Annotated in this window: 19 protein-coding genes, 1 tRNA gene and 1 pseudogene; 7 read left to right on the forward strand and 14 right to left on the reverse strand. The window is 32.1% G+C overall.

Features of this window, described 5'->3' with window-relative positions:
• The 3 genes and pseudogenes from GBO31_RS21695 to leuC form a co-directional block, all read right to left on the reverse strand.
• Positions 1-859, reverse strand: a pseudogene (locus GBO31_RS21695) (2-isopropylmalate synthase); the annotation flags it as partial.
• 139 nt (positions 860-998) lie between these two features.
• Entirely contained in the window at positions 999-1,595 is a 597-nt protein-coding gene (gene leuD / locus GBO31_RS21700; RefSeq protein WP_219010638.1) for a 3-isopropylmalate dehydratase small subunit, read from the reverse strand.
• A gap of 45 nt (positions 1,596-1,640) precedes the next feature.
• Entirely contained in the window at positions 1,641-3,053 is a 1,413-nt protein-coding gene (gene leuC / locus GBO31_RS21705; protein WP_219010640.1) for a 3-isopropylmalate dehydratase large subunit, read from the reverse strand.
• A gap of 420 nt (positions 3,054-3,473) precedes the next feature.
• Here leuC and GBO31_RS21710 point away from each other — a divergent pair.
• From GBO31_RS21710 to GBO31_RS21735, 6 genes are all read left to right on the forward strand, one after another.
• Positions 3,474-3,546, forward strand: a tRNA-Met gene (locus GBO31_RS21710).
• Between the two features lie 695 nt (positions 3,547-4,241).
• The gene (locus tag GBO31_RS21715; RefSeq protein WP_219010642.1) at positions 4,242-5,153 is read left to right on the forward strand and encodes a toll/interleukin-1 receptor domain-containing protein; all 912 of its coding nucleotides are present in this window, start codon (positions 4,242-4,244) and stop codon (positions 5,151-5,153) included.
• Positions 5,143-5,403 (forward strand): hypothetical protein, encoded by a 261-nt coding sequence (locus GBO31_RS21720; RefSeq protein ID WP_219010643.1) that lies wholly within the window; start codon positions 5,143-5,145, stop codon positions 5,401-5,403. The genes GBO31_RS21715 and GBO31_RS21720 overlap by 11 nt, the downstream gene beginning before the upstream one ends.
• Positions 5,404-5,428: 25 nt before the next feature.
• Positions 5,429-5,881: a hypothetical protein gene (locus GBO31_RS21725; protein ID WP_219010645.1), complete on the forward strand. Its 453-nt coding sequence runs from the start codon at positions 5,429-5,431 to the stop codon at positions 5,879-5,881.
• 121 nt (positions 5,882-6,002) lie between these two features.
• Complete coding sequence (locus tag GBO31_RS21730; RefSeq protein ID WP_219010647.1) at positions 6,003-7,748, forward strand: formylglycine-generating enzyme family protein; 1,746 nt, start codon at positions 6,003-6,005, stop codon at positions 7,746-7,748.
• A 253-nt stretch (positions 7,749-8,001) separates the two neighbouring features.
• On the forward strand, positions 8,002-9,333 hold the full coding sequence (locus GBO31_RS21735; protein ID WP_219010649.1) for a hypothetical protein: 1,332 nt from the start codon (positions 8,002-8,004) through the stop codon (positions 9,331-9,333).
• A 445-nt stretch (positions 9,334-9,778) separates the two neighbouring features.
• Here the strand turns inward: GBO31_RS21735 and GBO31_RS21740 are convergent, their stop codons facing one another.
• From GBO31_RS21740 to GBO31_RS21790, 11 genes are all read right to left on the reverse strand, one after another.
• A complete protein-coding gene (locus GBO31_RS21740) occupies positions 9,779-10,912 on the reverse strand; it encodes a pentapeptide repeat-containing protein (RefSeq protein WP_219010650.1) in 1,134 nt (377 codons plus the stop codon).
• On the reverse strand, positions 10,912-11,301 hold the full coding sequence (locus GBO31_RS21745) for a hypothetical protein (RefSeq protein ID WP_219010651.1): 390 nt from the start codon (positions 11,299-11,301) through the stop codon (positions 10,912-10,914). Before GBO31_RS21745 ends, GBO31_RS21740 begins: the two co-directional genes overlap by 1 nt.
• Positions 11,302-11,313: 12 nt before the next feature.
• Positions 11,314-12,594, reverse strand: a complete 1,281-nt coding sequence (locus tag GBO31_RS21750; protein WP_219010652.1) for a TRAFs-binding domain-containing protein — start codon at positions 12,592-12,594, stop codon at positions 11,314-11,316.
• A gap of 7 nt (positions 12,595-12,601) precedes the next feature.
• Positions 12,602-12,754 carry a hypothetical protein gene (locus GBO31_RS21755; protein WP_219010656.1) on the reverse strand — a complete coding sequence of 51 codons (153 nt, stop codon included), beginning with the start codon at positions 12,752-12,754 and terminating at the stop codon, positions 12,602-12,604.
• A 182-nt stretch (positions 12,755-12,936) separates the two neighbouring features.
• Positions 12,937-13,836 (reverse strand): hypothetical protein, encoded by a 900-nt coding sequence (locus GBO31_RS21760; RefSeq protein ID WP_219010657.1) that lies wholly within the window; start codon positions 13,834-13,836, stop codon positions 12,937-12,939.
• A 20-nt stretch (positions 13,837-13,856) separates the two neighbouring features.
• Positions 13,857-14,948, reverse strand: coding sequence for a hypothetical protein (locus GBO31_RS21765; RefSeq protein WP_219010659.1), 1,092 nt, complete (start codon positions 14,946-14,948; stop codon positions 13,857-13,859).
• A 31-nt stretch (positions 14,949-14,979) separates the two neighbouring features.
• A complete protein-coding gene (locus tag GBO31_RS21770) occupies positions 14,980-16,059 on the reverse strand; it encodes a patatin-like phospholipase family protein (RefSeq protein ID WP_219010661.1) in 1,080 nt (359 codons plus the stop codon).
• 13 nt (positions 16,060-16,072) lie between these two features.
• Positions 16,073-16,624 (reverse strand): toll/interleukin-1 receptor domain-containing protein, encoded by a 552-nt coding sequence (locus GBO31_RS21775; RefSeq protein ID WP_219010663.1) that lies wholly within the window; start codon positions 16,622-16,624, stop codon positions 16,073-16,075.
• Positions 16,611-17,090 (reverse strand): TIR domain-containing protein, encoded by a 480-nt coding sequence (locus GBO31_RS21780; protein WP_219010665.1) that lies wholly within the window; start codon positions 17,088-17,090, stop codon positions 16,611-16,613. The genes GBO31_RS21775 and GBO31_RS21780 overlap by 14 nt, the downstream gene beginning before the upstream one ends.
• 2 nt (positions 17,091-17,092) lie before the next feature.
• Positions 17,093-18,073, reverse strand: coding sequence for a nucleoside 2-deoxyribosyltransferase (locus GBO31_RS21785; RefSeq protein WP_219010667.1), 981 nt, complete (start codon positions 18,071-18,073; stop codon positions 17,093-17,095).
• A 19-nt stretch (positions 18,074-18,092) separates the two neighbouring features.
• Entirely contained in the window at positions 18,093-18,686 is a 594-nt protein-coding gene (locus GBO31_RS21790) for a TIR domain-containing protein (RefSeq protein WP_219010669.1), read from the reverse strand.
• Positions 18,687-18,910: 224 nt separating this feature from the next.
• Between GBO31_RS21790 and GBO31_RS21795 the strand changes: the two genes are divergently transcribed.
• On the forward strand, positions 18,911-19,084 hold the full coding sequence (locus GBO31_RS21795; protein ID WP_219010670.1) for a hypothetical protein: 174 nt from the start codon (positions 18,911-18,913) through the stop codon (positions 19,082-19,084).
• Positions 19,085-19,086: the final 2 nt, after the last annotated feature.

The following is a 19,086-nucleotide window of genomic DNA, read 5'->3' on the forward strand; positions in this document are numbered from 1 at the left end:
GTTTATTAGCAGGTATTTTGAATCCGGAAAAGGTTTCTACTAGTTTACTTACCTTATATAAAGCTAATTCATTTACATTGATATGTATATCTGGGAGGTAATCGTTGATCACTGCGACTACACTTGCCAGTGGAGCATTTCCAGCTCTTTCTCCCATACCGTTCATGGTAAGATGTAGACCATTTACTCCAGCTTTCACGCCTTCGATGGCATTGGCAACTCCTAAATCATAATCGTTATGCGCATGAAAGTCGAAATGTAAATCCGGATATTTATTTCGCAAAGCGGATAAATAGGTGTTTGTTTCTGATGGAATCAGAACTCCTAGTGTATCTGGTAATAAAACTCTTTTTACGGGTTGCGTAGACAAAAAGTCTAAAAACTGATATACATATTCAGGAGAATTGCGCATACCATTGCTCCAATCTTCTAAATATACATTGGTTGTGATTCCTTCTGGAATAGATTCTTCAAAAACCTTTGCAATATCATTAAAATGCTCTTCAGGCGTTTTTTTTAATTGATAGGTAAGGTGGTTTAAAGAACCTTTGGTAAGTAGGTTTTGTACTTTGGCTCCTGTGTCTTTCATCCATTGAATGGATTTGCCACCATCTACAAAGGTTAATATTTCTACTTGATCAATATATCCATTATCTGTTGCCCAATCAATAATATTCTTTACGGCGTCAAACTCTCCTTTTGATACTCTGGCAGAGGCAACTTCTATGCGATCTACTTTTAATTCTTCGATCAAAAGGCGCGCAATGGTCAGTTTTTCTGAAGCAGAAAAGGATATCCCAGAGGTTTGTTCTCCATCTCTGAGGGTAGTATCCATGATTTCGATTGATCGTTTACTCATATTCAGCATCTTTTGCGTTAGGGATAGCAGCGGCATCCTTTTTTACTTTTGGTCGAGAAGCCCAATTTTATATTGAGATTTTTTCTAGAACAAGTAAAAAAGATATAGCGTATAGCCCGCTCGAACGCCCAAATTTTATTTAGAAAGGACGTGCTGCGGCAAATTCCTGAATCTCTGACTTCATTTTCGTTAGATAATCGATATCATCATATCCATTAAGCATATTCTCCTTTTTATAGCTATTGATCTCAAAGGATTCCGATGCTCCAGTAGCTTTGATGGTGATGGTTTGCTCTGGTAAACTTACCACTATTTCAGTTTTTGGATCTGCTTCGATGGCAGCAAAAATTTGCTCTAAAAATTCTGGACTTACCTGAACTGGTAATACTCCAATATTTAGGCAATTTCCTCTAAAAATATCAGCAAAAAAGCTTGAAACTACACATCTAAATCCGTAGTCATAAACCGCCCAAGCAGCATGTTCTCTAGAAGATCCTGAACCGAAGTTTTTACCACCAACAAGTATTTTACCACTATAGGTTGGATTGTTTAATACAAAATCTTCTTTGGGTGTATTATCATTATGATATCTCCAGTCTCTAAATAAATTATCTCCAAAACCTTTACGTTCTGTTGCTTTTAAGAATCGAGCTGGTATGATCTGATCAGTATCTACATTTTCTATCGGTAGAGGAACTGCTGTAGATGTTAGTATGTTGAATTTGTCGTATGCCATTTTAATTACGAATTATCAATTAAGAATTCGAATCTTGAATTCGGTTTATGCTACTATTTTTTCTTTTAAAAGTGTTCTTGGATCGGTTACAACTCCAGTAACTGCTGTTGCGGCTGCTACTAATGGACTTGCCAATAAGGTTCTCGATCCAGGTCCTTGTCGTCCTTCAAAATTTCTATTAGAAGTACTTACGGCAAGTTTTCCTGCTGGAATTTTATCGGCATTCATTGCTAAACAAGCCGAACATCCAGGTTCTCTTAATGTAAATCCTGCTTCGGTGATGATATCTAACAAGCCTTCTTCTTTGATGAGATCTTCCACTTCATGTGATCCTGGAACTAACCAAGCGGTAATATTTTCTGCTTTCTTTTTTCCTTTTACGATGGAAGCAAACGCTCTAAAATCTTCTATTCTTCCATTAGTGCAACTTCCTAAGAATACGTAATCTACAGGTTTACCAATCATCGCATCACCTTCATTGAAATCCATATATCCTAAAGACTTTTTATAGGTAGCCACACCACCTTCTACAGCAGAGGCATCAGGGATATGATTGGTAATGCCAATTCCCATTCCTGGATTAGTGCCATAGGTAATCATAGGCTCTATATCAGCACCGTTAAAAGTCAATTCTTTATCAAAGACAGCATCTTGATCTGTATACAGTTTGTTCCAATACTCCATGGCTTTATCCCAAGCCTCACCTTTTGGAGCAAGTGGTTTATCCTTTATATATTTAAATGTTTTGTCATCAGGAGCGATCATTCCTCCTCTTGCACCCATTTCTATACTAAGATTACAAACGGTCATACGACCTTCTATCGTCATATTTCTAAATACATCACCGGCATATTCTACAAAATATCCTGTCGCACCAGAAGTTGTTAATTGAGAAATAATATATAAGGCAACATCTTTTGGCGTGACTCCAAAACCAAGTTCACCATTGACATTGATGCGCATTTTTTTAGGCTTGGGTTGCATAATACATTGCGAAGAAAGTACCATTTCAACTTCAGAAGTTCCAATTCCAAAAGCAATGGCACCGAAAGCACCGTGCGTAGAAGTGTGAGAATCTCCACATACAATTGTGGCACCTGGTAATGTAATTCCATTTTCCGGACCTACTACATGTACAATCCCATTCTTTTTATGTCCTAATCCCCAATGTGAAATTCCCCATTCGGCAGCATTCTCTTCTAAAGCTTTTAGCTGATTTGCAGAGAGTGGATCTTCTACGGGTAAATGTTGGTTAATAGTTGGTGTATTATGATCTGCTGTTGCAAAAGTACGTTCTGGATATAAAACGGTATTTCCTCTGCTTTTTAATCCTAAAAAAGCTACTGGGCTTGTTACTTCGTGAATAAAATGGCGATCAATAAAAAATACATCGGGTCCATTTTCTATTTTACGAACTACATGGGAATCCCATACCTTATCAAATAATGTCTTACTCATTTTTATGATCTTTTCTGCAATACTGATGATGCATTTCGCATCTTGTTATTAAAATGTTAAAAAGGAGGTAAATTTACGAGTTATGGAAGATATGCACTAATAAAATGGCAAAGTATGGAGTAGTTTTAAGCATATCTCAAAATTCGCTTAAATTTTAGATGATTTGATAAAAAAGATATGGATTTTGAAAAAAACCAATATTTTTTGTTTTGGTATTTGATTTAGAATCAAGGTGTAAGAAAAAATGCTGTAAAAAAAATGTTACTTTTTCGTAAATATCCTTTGTAAAGCTAAAAAAGGTTGTATATTTGCCGTCCAATATCGCGGGACGCTTCGACAAGCTCAGCGCAAGAATTGGAAACAGTATTGAAAAAGTGATTTATGAAGTTGCCTAACTTCATAACAATTAAAAATATATATCGCGGGATAGAGCAGTAGGCAGCTCGTCGGGCTCATAACCCGAAGGTCGCAGGTTCGAGTCCTGCTCCCGCTACTAGAAATAACCTTCTGAATTTCAGAAGGTTATTTTTTTATAGATGTTTTTTCTTTTGTAAAGCTTCACGAAAACACAGGACTTTTTAGCAAAAAGTCCTGTGTTAAAGTCCTGTTTTTCCAATTTTTTAACTCTTAGTAATCCATAATTTTCTCCACTATTTAATTTGGGTTTATTAACAGATGTTTTGTTAATGATTTGTATATCAGTAAATTGTTTTGTTTTTCTCTTTTTGAAAAGATGTTTTAATAGTTGCGACCTTCGGTTGGAAAACCTAAAAAGGTTTTAAGTTTTTTTGTAACTGTCTAGAAATCATAATTCTTTTAAGGAAAAAAAATCTAAAAAATGAATTCAAATAAATTAACCTACCTTAAAAAGGTCAAAGAACATAAACTGTCGAGTTTTGATTTTCATAGAAATTTAAGCTGATTCATTAAATAATACAATGAACAATAGGAATCTATATTTTTCTATATCCTTAATTCTGATGATATAACTTGATTCATAAAATCAGTAGTTCTGATGTTTTATGAAACCTTTTTATACAGCAAATTTGTAGTATATAATTTAAATGCTACAAATTATGCCTAAGCTTCTCTTGAATACATAAAAGCTCTTTGAAAATGCTTGATACATAAGATATAGATGGAATAAAGGATATGTCCCTTATTCTTTTGCTAGGCACAAGTTGAAATATGGCGAAGAAAGAAAATAAATGTAGTGTTCGATTTGAATCTATAAAAATTGATTCAGTATACGAAGTATTAGATGCCCTTTCTTGGCTAGATGAACCAGACATGAAGCAAATCGCTCAGTTTTCTGGAATCGATCCAAGGACAGCAGGAAAGGTGCTAAAAAACTGCGTACAGATTGGAATAGTTAAAGAAGTAACATCTGGATACTTCGTTCTTACCATACCTTATCCATACAAGGGATCAAAAGAACAAAAAGAGGTAGTTCTAAAAGAAGCGATTTTCAGAATGCCATTAATTTCTAGTTTAAGGCAGTTTTTAAAAGTGGGGGAGATCCTTGAAGATGCATTAAGAAAAGCTGCGACTGTTCAAAAGATTGAAAACTATGATAAATCCTCTATTGATCCATTAATAAAATGGGCAACTAAGTTAAATACGTTATCAATGGATTTACAAATAGATGATTTCGCAGACGAAGGTCTAAAACATAAAGAGTCAAGGCATCAGGATGATTCCGACCAAAAAGTAGTCTTTCTTTCGCATAGCTCAAAAGACAAATCTTTTATACGACAATTAACAGCTGATTTGACAAGTGAAGGGATTTTAGTATGGCTTGATGAACAACAAATTAACGTTGGAGATTCAATAAACAAGGCAATAAATCAAGGGCTGGCAGAGTCCGACTATTTTGTGATAGCTATGAGTGATAATTCTGTTAAGTCAGAATGGGTTGAAAGGGAGTTAAATTCAGCCTTGATTGACGAGATTGAAGAAAAGAAGGTTAAGGTTCTTCCAATCAAATTGTCTGAATGTACATTCCCACTTCTTATTAAAGACAAAAAGTATGCAGACTTCACAAAACACTACAAACAAGGTCTTCAAGAACTAATTAAAGCAATAAAAAATGGCAAATAATAGCTCATCTCGTGGTGCCAAAGGAGGCAAACGATACCCAAAACTGAATTTAGAGAAAGCAATAGAATACTCTAAAAGACTGGTCTCTAAAACACATACAGGACCCCAGCCTAAAAAAGTAATTCTTCCTGGAGTTTTTGACAGCAACACCTGGCTTGGTGGTCAGAGGTTGTCAGGAACAAAGCAATATGGATTAATAGAAGGTGATTCTAAAGCTTATTCTGCATCAGAATTAGCGAAACAGATTTAATTCTGCAACCCCAGAAGAAATAAAAGTGTACTTAAAGAAAGCCTGTCTATCTCCAACGATTTTCAAATCATTATTTGATACTTTTCACAATGAAATAGTAAGTAAACCAAAGCTTAAGCAGCAGGCACTAGCTTTAGAGGTTCACCCCGATCTAGGAGATGAATGCGTAGATGTTTTTGTTGCATCATTAGTTTTCTCAGGCCTAGCGATTGAAGTCGAAGGTGACAAAGTTCAAATATCTAAAGCAAATTCGGTAATTGAGTTAGAAGATGAACCATCAGAGTCTGAAAAAGATGCAAATGGCAATGAATCATTGCAGGACAAGAATCCTCAACAAACTAATCTAACCCGGACAATTTACTCAACCAAAAAGCAAGGTGCATCAAATGTGAATGTTAACATTGATATTGATCCGTCAATGGATCCTGAAAAGTTAGAAAAGCTACTAAAGTTATTGAAAGGATACGGTGCAATTTAAAACTAGAGCCTTAACAATGCTATATTGCATATTGCCCTGTGGGATGCTACGGCGCAATAGAAGGTAAGTTGACCACAATTTTCCAATTTTTTGATTAATTATCCTTAAAAGTTGTTAATATTTGAAATTCAATCTTTTCATAAGTTATTCGACCGATCCAGATCATCAACTGGCACTTTCTCTAGAAGGCTTTTTAGAAGGTTTACACTCAATTAAGACTTCTGGAAATATTCGTCTACCAAGATTAGAGATTTGTCTTGACGCATCTGACTTCTCACAATTAGCCAATGAATTACCAAAAAACACGGATGAACTAATTTTTGAAAATTTATTGAAATCAAATGAATTGTTAATTTTATGTTCTTCCCATGCAATGGAATCTGAATGGGTTCATAAAGAAGTTGAATGGTTTATTCAAAATAGAGGGATTCAAAAAGTACGAATAGGAATTACTGACCCTGTAATGAAAAGAGATTATCAATTTAACAAATGGTTCATTGATCATTCGTTTCAGGAGAAATCCTGGTATGATTTCAGACAGTTTAGGATGAAAAAAACTCAAGTTGAGGATACTCGTGATCTAGAAAATGAAAAACTCAGATTGGCTGCTGATTTAATCGGAATAAAAACGAGTGATATTCAACCAATTTGGTTTAAAGAAAAACTAAAAAATGCTAAGAAGCTATATTCTATTGTACTTATATCTATAACAATTATTTTCACAAGTATTGTTTTCAGTCTTTTACATAATGAAAACCAAAGAGTAAAAAGAAATTTGGAATCCATGATAGTATCAGGAAATGATATTGATTTTTTAAATGGCGTTTATTTTTTGTCGAAGGGAGTATTACCCAAGGAATTAGAACAAATCTGGATAACTAAAAAGAAGTATTCACCAGATCAAATATGGCAATTAATTAAATCGAGAGAAAATAATTCGGTAAAATGTGAGTCTTTTATGAAGGGATGGTATCAATTTCTACAAAATGTTAAAGACCCAAATATTCTATCAAATATAATCGAATATATTTTGGAGTCAGTTGATGAAAAACAAAGTATTGGTGTTTTAGCGGCTAGCTTAGATTTAGCGTATTGGGATCACCAGAACAGTGAAGTGTATTTTAATACTAGGTTAGCTCTTCAGAAAAGGTTGTTTGAATTAATAGGTAAAAATCAAATTGAAATAAAGAAAATATCAGAACAACTAGAATGGATTAAAGTAGAAAAAAGGACATTTTTGATGGGTTGTGATATAAAACTTGAAGGATTACCTGAAGAACAGAATGAGATTCCTTTGCACTTAGTAACAGTAAATGAATTTGAAATGCTTTCTCATGAAGTGACGCGAAAATTATATCGTTATTTTAATGAAAATATTGAAGCACCTTCAGAAGTTCCGATCTCAGAAGTTTCTTGGTTTGAAGCTTATACAGTAGCCCTTTTTTATGGCGCACGGCTACCAACCGAGGCGGAATGGGAATTGGCTTGTCGAGGCCAATATGACAAGAGATCTCGGTTCTTTTCTGGAAATGAAGAAAATATCTTGAATGAAATTGGATGGTATAGAGATAACTCATTTAATAAATTACAACCCGTAAAAACAAAAAAGCCTAATAATATGGGATTCTATGATATGCATGGAAATGTTTATGAATGGTGCTTAGATTATTTTTCGGATTATGAGAACATAAGTCAAATCAATTATTATGGAGCTAATAATGGAAAGACAAAGGTTCAAAGAGGGGGAGCTTATAAGAGCGAAGCAAAGTTTTGTTCTTCATCCAATAGAGGGAAATTGGAACCTCACAGAGAGTTAAAAGATGTTGGATTTAGAATAGTTAGAGTGAATAATAAAATTAAACCGTAACCAACAATAACTATTGGTAATTGCTCTTTACCTACAGCTACAGATCCTAGTAGACATTCAGTTTGGTGTGTACTAGCAAAGCTAAGAGTTAACACTCGCAACTATTTATAAACAAAAAAGTTAGATTCAATTCTTAATAAGCTAAGAGCATGGAGTTTCTATTCTATTTATGTTTGATTTAGAATAATTTTCAATTGTCAAATTTGTTGAAATAAAGAATAAAGCAAAAGATGTCTAGTTTTAAATTTGAATTATGAAGATAAGTAAATGTGAAAATTTAGGACATAAGAAGAATTTTTTTTGGAGCACAATTCTTTATGTTACACCTCGTCTTACATTAATTTTTGGTACTTTTTACATATACTTTTTTGGATATGACTTATTTCCTAAAGACTCAGAACTGCTAATTTACACTTTCATATTTTGCATTATAATAAGTGGGTTATATATTTTTTCGCTTATTTGGGGAATTAAAGGATTTCTATTTGCTGCCTTTACGCAGCATATGCATGATTCTCAAAATCGAACACAAAGCGATTTCTGGTATGATAAAATAGATCCAAATCGCAAATTTATTTTACTACTGCGCTCGTTTAAGGATTATGAATTTGTTTACGGTAACAAGATAGAAGAACCAGTTTTCAAATATACTAATCCAGTTTCATGGTTTGATTTGGCTCCGGAATTATATCAGGAACATATATTCTTTTACTTGACACGTTCATTATTTTCCTTTGGAACTCCAATACTTTTGGGCAAAAGATCGGAAAATTGGGGGGTAGGAAATTACGCTATATACATACCTACAATAGAAAATAATTGGAGAGAAGTTTTTGAGGCAGCCCTCGAAACATCGTGGTTGATTGTTGCTTTTCCTGGAAAAACGCCTGGTTTTTTGGATGAGTTCCAAAAGATAGTTGATCATGATAAATTGAATAAATTAGTGTTCATAATGCCTCCAACAGCGCACGAAAGAGGATATAACGCTATAAAAAGAAAATGGGATAGAAATGCATCAATACTTTGGATAAGAAAGAATATTCATTTACCAAAGTATAACAGCAATGGACAGTTATTCATGCTTAATAAGGAATTAAAGATTAGTAAATATAGTTCCTTAAAAGGTTGCTTGGATGAACCCAATATTAAAGAGAGCCTATACAGATTAGGTATACCATCTAATTTCAATGGGAATTTGAAGAATTTTATATCTAAGTTAAAAAGTATTCCTGATTGGTCAACTCCAAAATTTGAATTGGAAAAAGTAAATTATTCTAAATTATTATATGAATTTCTTGTTGTCTATTCTATCTCTAGATCACTATCTCTAAAAGCGATATATAAATATATTAGGAGTAGAGAAAATAGATCAAATTTATTGTGTAAGATGCAACAGTTTGCGAATGCTTCAATAATAATGTTCTTTTTTTTAACTCTTATATTAGTTTTAATAACCCAATGGGGTCAATCATGGATAATATTAAAAGTTATATTTTTTCCTTTGTTAGCCTCTTTTTTTTGGTCAGCTATATCTTGGGTGCTAGAGAGACTTAAAGGTTTAAATGAAAAGCGAAGGAAAAACTAAAACGTCCGATAAGTTTTTTAAATTATTTAATTACTATTAATCTAAATTTTAGAGTAGTTTTTTTAGAAATAGAAGTAACCTCTGTAATTACATTGTTTTAATATTTTTTCGAGCACATTTGGTATTTCGCTATTTGAAGTGAAAGCCTGTTCTTAATTTTCATTTAATTTATTTGCTAAGCAAGAAATCATAGACACAATAGCATATTTTCTTTAGAAATAATGATATCTTTATTTCCCCAATAGCAATCATTAGAGCTTTACTCAATAGATGTACATCCGTATTTTCTTGCATATTTCTGAGAGGAAGTGCTACTGTAGCCTTTGTAGCTTTCCCTAAAAATGTAGACTTCCCTAAAAATGTTCATCAAGAAAACATTGGAACTAATGATATTTTTATAGTTGGTTTTGAGGAGTTGAGAACATTGATATTAGAGCCTTCGATCTTATATGATATCATCAATTTTTTTGCTATCAAACGTACGTTTAGCTTCAGTAATATCCTTGCACATTTTTTCAGCAGGATATAATATGGCTTTCTCAAATTTGTCAATAATCTTCTCAAAGTTATCATAGACAATTAGATTATAAACCCATTGATATTTTTTAATTGATGTAAAAACGGCATATTCACTATCAGATTCGTGCATTATTGGAAATACAGGAAGCATAATATTCGATAAGATTGCCTGAAGCTCTGCGGGAACTGATTTGGGGTTAGAAATATCAGCTACAATAAACTTTGCAAAACCTGATAAAAAAACAATAGTTTCAATAAAATCAAGGTTTGATTTATCGTTATTCCAATCGAAAACAATTGGAGAATAATTAGTGTCTTGTATTATCTTATCCTTGAGCTTTTCTAAATTTTCTTTGTTCACTCCAAATCTTCCTAGGATAAGAATGAACTTTGATTGTGACTCTGAAGTAAGATTAGAAAACTTATCATTAGAGCATAACAAATTTATGATGTGTGCAACTTCTATATCACATACTATAATTCGATTAGTCAATAATCCTCTTGTATCATGAATAATCAAATTGTTTTGCTTGGTTGTATTATCAATAGTAATATCCCAAACGTTGGTTCCATAAAACTTCGAATTTGATAAATTACAGGCTGAAAAAGTAGTTTTGACAAAAGATGACCCCTCGAAATCAACACTTTCAATTTTGGTTGATTTACAAAATGTACTCTTATTAAAATTACATGTTTTAAAAGTTAGAATGTTGTTTCTGTCAACGGATTTGAAATCTAGTTCACTGAATCCCCCTCCTATTAACTTGCAATTTTCAAAAGTTGTAGACTCAAAAGAAGTCTCTTCAAACCAGCAATCTTTGAATATACAATTAATAAATTTTGTAGCATAAAAATCGACTTTACTTGTGTCTACATTTTCAAATGCTGCATTTACAATTTTTAATTGGTTAAGTCTAATTGATGAAATAATGGCATTAACTTTATCTAAGGGGATTTTATTACCATAAAAATTCAGCTCAATATCTATTTTTGTAATATTGTTCCATTCATCAAAATTTCTTCGGTTGATGGAATTTAAAAAAAGGTCTACATAATTCATCAGTCACAGTCTATAAATTCTCCAGATCCACGATAAATTAAATTCTTACCTTCATAAATAGTTATTCTTTTAAATCGATAGACACCACCACACTCAATCTGACATTCATCAAAACCTAGAAAAAATTGATGTTCCTTGTTTAGAGGTTTTAAAAGTAAATCATGTTCATCTTGATCATCGGCTTTGATCATACTAAATTGTCTAGCTCCTGTAAAGGTTTTGGATTGCAGGAAAAATGTACTGAATTCATCATCTCGAATATTTGGGGTTAATAAATACTGGTGGCCATTAATTTCATATTTAACAGATGATGTGAGTGATTTTTGACAGTCTTGTGAAAACAAAAATAAATGACTCACTAAAAATGTAATAGTTATTAAATATTTCATATACAATTATTTTTAATTTTTGATAGCAGTTTTTATTTTGTCCATTAGAGCAACTAGTTTGATCTTTTGTTCATTATAACTGCTTATGGCAAAGTCAGTATCAGGCAAGTCAGAAACTAGTGTTACATATTCTTGTTCTTTTTCTTCTTTAGAGATTCCCAAATAAGCTTCGGCAAGAGTTAAATAAACCCATTCCTTATCTCCTCGTTTTTCAAACTCCTCAATTAGTAAGATTTTCTCCCATTTATCAATAATTTCCTTCCATATTTTTATGGCCTGACCATAATTTGCATAGATGGTTAATTGATCTGCTTCTAATTCGACACTATATACTGCTTTGGTTATATATAGATAGGCAGTATTAATACCGTTATAATAATCTTGCTTTACATAATAACCTCTTTCATAAAAATGCAAAGACTGATTTAAGTATTCTTCTGTTTTTAGGGTTTCAAAAAGCCGTTTATTGATAGCACCTAAAAGTCCTAAAGTCTCAGGATTTGTGGTTTCTTCGGGATTTAATTTTTGTAATATTTCTAGCGCTTTGAATAAAGAAGCGATTTTATTGGGACTTTCAGATTTATATGTGTTTAATGCTAAGCGCTGAATAATATAAGTGTCATGTTTATTGTATGTATTGTTTAAAGCTTCATATAAAAGATTGATGGCTTCAAGGTGATTTTTATTATTTTTTTCCTTTTCTGCTAATTCAACAAGATTTGAAATAGATTCGGATGAATCAATATTTTCAATCAATTCTTCATACTCTTCTTCTGTAAAAGTCGGAGGTGTAAGTTTGGGAAGGAAAGTATAAACTGGGCTATCTGGTTTTTCTTCTGGATGTTTTAAAATGTGACTTACTAATTCTTTTAAATGTGTTTTAAAACGTAGTACCTCTTCAAAGTCAATTCCTTTGCCAAAATGTTCATAAGCATGTATGGCAACATGATTGATATCGAAAGGAATTCTTTTTTCTTTCAATAAATCATCTTCAGATATAACAATAGTGGTATTGGGTCTCAGTGCATGTCTAATACCTAATTCATAAATGGCGTTAGCATTTAAAGTAGATATATCTGCTACCACAAAATCTGCTTTAAAAATATGTTCGTACATCTTTACATCAATAACTCCTGTTTGTTTTAAATCTGATGAGCGAAAACACTCAATATCTAATTCGTCAAAAACAGGTTTGATTATATTATTATATGTTTTATCCAGGTTAATATCTCTACCAGTTGCGAAATCTGTTTTTATGCCATACCCTATGATAACAAAGCAAGTTTTTTTCATGATATTTTCAACGTTTAAAAAAGTTTATGTTTCTAGCTATTCCTTCATCTATAGGAATTTTTTTTTCAATAATATATTTTACCTTATCAATATGAAGGTCAATAACTTTTAAATACTCATTTCTATGTTCTTCATCATTTTTAAGTGCTTGTTCGGTCATAACAAACCGATGAATTATGAGAAATAAAATATCTATAGCTGTAAATGGATAACAAGGTATATTGTCTTTTCTGCCTTGGTAAATTTTTATAGGATGCGCATTAGCGTATTTTTTGTAATTAGATACATAAAGAACTCCGACGTCATTATTAAAAGGGTTGAGTATTACTATTTCAATCTCGCTTACGTTATGTGTTTCTTTTTTTCAAAGAACTCTTGAGCATATTCTATTTCTTTATCATAACCAGTAATGGAGACCCTGGGACAATAAATAACCTCTTCTTCATTCACAGGGATAATTGAAATAGGTGTAGTTCCTTCTATTAATGCAGAGAACTTTTTTACTTCCAATTTGAGTATGAGTTTTTGCATCTCTTCTGCGTGCTTATAGTAACCAGAATCAAAATCTTGTTTGAATCTAAGTGCGTTCCTGTAATCACTTACCTTAAACTCAATTTTTAAAAAACCTGATGTAGATGTTAGATCTTCTACTTCTTCTCTATCGGGCTCTATTGTTCTATCACTAATTGTATTACACTTAAGATCTGATAAAAACTCTCTTAGTTCGCTTATTTTATCTAATTCCGCGTAGTCCTTGTTAAGAAATATAGAAAGGTAACCAGGTTTAGCCTGAGATTTATCGATCCATTCAAAAACTATATTCTTGATGTTTTTATTATAAATATCTTGTGTGTCAAAAGTTTTATATAGGAATGCCTTGACATTTGTTGGCAGCTTATGTTCTAACTTGTTTTGAAGCAAAATTAATATAGGTTTCCCTAATGCTAATAAATAACCTATTTCTAGGAAAGTATTTGGATTAAAACTATTGTCTGTTTTAGGAGTCAAATCATCAACAATAACAACTCCAAAATGACAATGCTCCATATATATTTTAATATTATCCCATAATTGAATATTGAATGTATATTCCAGAGCATCTACAATTTTCAATCCCTTTTCTTCAAAACATTCCTTTACGGATTCTACTAATTGATTTCTATCTGATCGTTCTTCGAATTTTCGAATCAAAAAACCTACTTTTCCTCTTCCAAATTTTTGTTCAAATACGGATTTTTTCATGATAATTTATCGAATAGATATTATTTAATTTTTTCCCTAACTTTTATAAATGTATACCATATTATTGAGCAACTTAACCAAGTGATAAGTACTTTAGGGGATTCAAGTTCTGCAGTACCGTACTGATCTTCAAATATGACTGTGATTATCGCTGTAATTATTAACACGATAAATAGCAGGCGACCTATTAATCTAATTTCTGCCGCAAAAGACCTTTTAGGAGTTGAGCGTTCATGTTTAAATCTATTATGATCTTTTGATGTATCTAAAACATGTTTTAGTATTTTCTTAAAGTCTTTTGAAGTTCCATTTGAAAGAAGAGAATTTACTCTTTCTTTGGAATAGAGAATCGAAGACTCCCATTGCGAATCAAATGTTAAAACAGCTGAAAAGGACTGGTAGTATATATTTCTTGGCTTGTAATTTTCGGGTAACACTACTTCAGTTTTCTCCTCGATTTCTGCCTTAAAGTCATAATATAACTCTGGGTCATTCGGTAAAAGAAATAAAATGTTTTCTGGATTTTTACGTTGGAGCACTGTGTCTACTTCCCACCATAAACCAGATGTAACCCCGACTCTTATAATAACTAGCTGAGCTTTGTTTATTAAATCAATTACTTTTTGTTGCCACTCAGTATTTTCTGTTTTAATCTTAGTAGCACCAAGGTTTTGAAACACTTTTTTAGGATTACTCAAAGCTATAAATGGACCGAACTCACCGCAAGCACGCGACAATTGTTCTTCTTCAGAGTTTAAGTTGTTGATACTACCAAAAAGTGGCGATAATAACTTCACAAATAACTTATTATTTTGAGACCGTGAAGTTTTCTTATCATCTTTAAAAGACCTAAAGTATACAATTGGACTTCTATTATCTAATTTGTTATCTTTTGTATATTGCTTTAATCTTTTAATTATTTTTAAAAACAGTCCCCCAACTAGAAGGAGTAAAAACCCAAGGAAACCAAGTAGTATTTTTTCTTCGATTTCTAATAAATCTGATTTAAATCCTAAACGGGCTATTACTGCAAATAAAAAAAAGGATATAATTGCAAGTACTCTTAGAAAGAATATTACTATTGTTTTAAAAATATGGTTTACAATCTTCATTATTGGTAAAGATTTGATTTTGAATTAACTTTTATCTAAAATCACTTGCAACTACATCTCTCTCCGCAGCTTTTGCACCAATTTCATATAGCAATTCCTTATTTTTGGATTCAGACATTTCTCGTAATGAATCAATTTGATTTGCCGTTAAATTTGCAAAACCCAGATCATTTAATTCGTTTTCGTCCAGCAGTACGTTATATCTTATATAATGAAGTAAGGGGTTAGAGGTTAAATTATCGTTTCTCAAATCACCAATTTCTCTGTCGATTTGTTTTGAAGTTGATGGCGGCTGAGACATATATTGCAAAAGGGTTTGATTTAAATAATTGGCATCTTCCATAAAAATTTCCGGCATTAATTTTGCCCAACCTAGCTTTCCTTTTTTTAGCATTTTTTCATAATTGTATCGCTTGGTAAAAGTCCCGGTTCCTAAAGAATAAATCGCTAATTTATCAACTCCTGTTTCCCACTTAAAAGGAAAACCTTTCAGTGTAGCTAATAGGAATAACTGTAACGCAGGGTTGTTTGCCAAACTAACACCACCATCTATAAAAGTTCCTAGTTCATTAGCGCCAACATTAATTTTTTGTGGTTGAAAGTATGTAGGAGCGGCGGTACTAGCCCTAATTAATTTGTGTAATAAGATACCTTTGTTCTGGTCATAATATTTGGCATTAGGGTGATTGGTTAAAGGCCAGGTACTGAGTGTGTCGATTCTCTTGGTGATAATACATAATGATGTTTTTATTTCATCAGAACCTAAAGTATAGTTTTTGAATACTTTTTTGAGCTCTTCTTCTAAAGGCTTATAATCATAATCAGCTTTATACCATTTAAAAGGATTTTTAAAAAAACTCCTTTTCTTCCCAAAGATTTTATCTCCCAGATGTAGATATAAATCTTTAATTTCTGAAGTCTTCATTCCTATAGAAAGCCCAGCAGCAATTATGGCTCCGGTACTTGTTCCTCCAATTAAATCAAAGTACTCACATAATTTTAAATTAGGGTTATTCTCTTTTTTTTGGATAGTTTCTTCTATCTTTTCCAGATATCCAAGTGTGAGAACCCCTCTAATCCCTCCTCCATCTAGTGCTAATATTTTTTTCATCTTTGTATAAAAATTAAGTGGTGTATTTATCCATATAGGAGTTAAGGGGGTGATTTGGATTATTATAACTCTTTATAGAATTTTCATGTATTAAGACTTCCTGATCTACTTCCTTTATTTTACTGGTTAGAGAATTTAAATCCCATATGTCTCTAATAATTTTTGCTGTTTTGATATAGTCAGGGATGGTATTTTTTGGAATTCCTTTTAGCGTTAAAACTGCCAGATCAGTCTTGTCATAGCCATACCCAATTTCAAAGGGCACCCAGTTAGATCTCATTGTTGTAGGAGAAACAATCACTAACATATGAGAACTATTATTAATGCCTTTTGTTAATGCATTGGTAACTTGTCCTGGATGATTACTTTGATTAGATAATTTTAAGTCATCGTCATATTCATCAAAATAAACATCTATACCCGCATTTATGAGATAGTCTGCAATCTTTTTAGCTTGTGATTTGTCATTGTTTTGATATGAGATAAAAACACATTTTATTCCCTTTTTCAAAAAAAGATTTCTGGAAGTAAACTGTTCGTTTAAATCCTTTCTATTCGTGGCCATGTTGTAATGCTTTTATTATGGAGTTTATATTGTTGCTAATGATTTTTGTAGCATGATTTCTAATAAAAGTTGGCATACTATATTGTCCATAGGGTTTTATAGCAATTATTTCCTTCTTTAGTTCTTTAGCAATTTTAATTTCAGTCATCACAAAAGAATTTTTATCTATTCCGCTATTTGCTATAACCAGAATTTTACTACAGTAGATCATCTGGTTCCTAAATATTTTTTCTAATTCTTCTCTTTTATCTTCATCAAAAGCTTTATGACTAGGAATTGAGTGATCATAGATTTTAACATTATGTTCTTTTAACTTTTTTTTTAGAGAGAGATAATCTTCAGATCCCCTTTCCCATGAATGACTGATGAATATTCTTCTTTGTGGTGACTTTGTTTCAATTGTAAAAAAATCATACAAACCTTTAATTACAATACCTCCAGCTATATATTTAAGTATGCTTTCCATTTTCATCTCCCTTGATTAATGGCTATTTGGTTGATTCTTTGAAATAGTTCTTCACGAAGTTTCTTCTGAGAATCCCAAAATAATATTGGTATGTCCTTTGCATTAAAGTGAATAGAGGTACCTTTCTTTGCGGTAGCTATGATAGGTTTATTTAAGGCATCTGCATATCCTAACTCATAATACACATTTGGTCTTTCCAAAGTTAGATCTACGATTACAAATGCACTTTTTTTTATGTTACTAAACATTTCAGGAGTTATTCTTTTGATGTCCGTTATCTTATCCATTCGAATACAGTTATATTCTGGAGTAAATTGTGAACAAGTGATTTCAAAGGAATCGAAAGTGTTTTCTAACTCACTGTTTTCGTCAAAAGGCATTATGACAAAAGCATTTTTAGAAGTTTTTATTCGTTCTGCAAGATTCACAACAGTTTGTGCTAGTTTTTGATCTTCTATTAAACTTTGAGATAAGTCTTCAAATTCATCAAGATTAATATTGCTATTATGGGTTTGGTAAAAGTTATTTTTTTCCTCAAAATAGATGAGTTCGGAGGCACCTTTGAACTTTTTGATAGGAAGAATAGGTTTTCTTGCGATTCTAGCCCAATTTGCAGCTCTCTGAACACCTTCCGAACCGCATACGGTAATTACAACATCGGCATAAAAAATAGGTTCTGGAATTTTAAGGCTGGGAGTTCCCAACTCCCAGTTTTCAAGTTGTGAATCTCGAATTCTTCCTATTTTATGAGAAGGAGTAATTCCTTTAGCTATATAACTAATTATTCTATTGTCTATTTCTTCTTCATGTAGGGATTGAGAAGCGCTTTCTGCAATTATAGTATCAAATTCTGTCATACAAGCATTAAGCAAAATATGCCCTTGATCCATGATTTCTTTACCTAACACTTTGGTGAATTCAATTGATTGCTTTTTTAGTGTTTCGTTATCTTCATGATAACCACCAATGACTAGGATTTTCATACTAATTCAATTAAAAAAATTATGGATATACTTTTATTTTGTTGGCTATTTCAGAACTTCTTTTTTCGATAGCATATTCTATATAACCCTCAGGATGATTTAGAAAGTCATCCCATTTGACTAGTACACAGTACCTATCCTCTTCACTCCAAGAACATTTGGTGTTCATAGAGTTTTGAATATAATAGTTTGCACTAAATTCTTTTATCACTGTAGTATCATTTATACCAACATAATTATGAGAGTAACTACATTTAGGACATATGAAAGAACCACGATAAATTGTAGATTCCATCTCCGGTAATACAACTCCTAAGATCCCACTTCGAGTGTCTCCTTTTCCATGATATAAAGATGCTTGAAGCTCTCTTTTAATATATCTCTGTTCTTCTTTTCCTCTATTTTCTGCACTGTATTTACCTATTAAATGAATTGTAACGGTAGAATCCGATAGATACTCTTTTCTGATTTTACTCATTATGTAATCTTCATTATCAGAATCTATGGCTTCATTTAATGATTTGTCTATCATATCAATATCCAAATTATTTTGAATAAAATCCTTATAAGCACTATCTTCAGTTTTAAATGAAATGAAACATTTTCTCCCCATAATTTAATCTTTGCTTGTGATACAAAGGTTGGTTAAAAGGAGAATGAAATCAATCGTTAGAATTGTCGTTTTTGTATCCTTAGAAGTAAGGATAAAATAAGTTTTTCTTTTGATTTGTAGTGTTTACCCTCATTTCTAAGGATATTAAAACAAGTAGTTTTGACTATTGTATACTACTAGGGAGTTAAGGAGATTTGTAAATGAATTTCTAAAACTAAATAATTATGGAAAACAATTTAAAAAAAGAGAATCAAGAGGGAACCATTGTACAATCTTCAAGCTATGCAGATGAAGAGAAGTCAATTTTTATGCCAGATGATACGGAATCCGGAAAATCAAGACCAGATCCAGGCAGTAAGAGTACTCAAGAACCAGAAGAGGAGGATGATACTCAGTAATG

Origin of the sequence: Aquimarina litoralis (assembly GCF_019295435.1) — a bacterium.
GTDB classification, from domain to species: Bacteria; Bacteroidota; Bacteroidia; order Flavobacteriales; family Flavobacteriaceae; genus Aquimarina; species Aquimarina litoralis_A.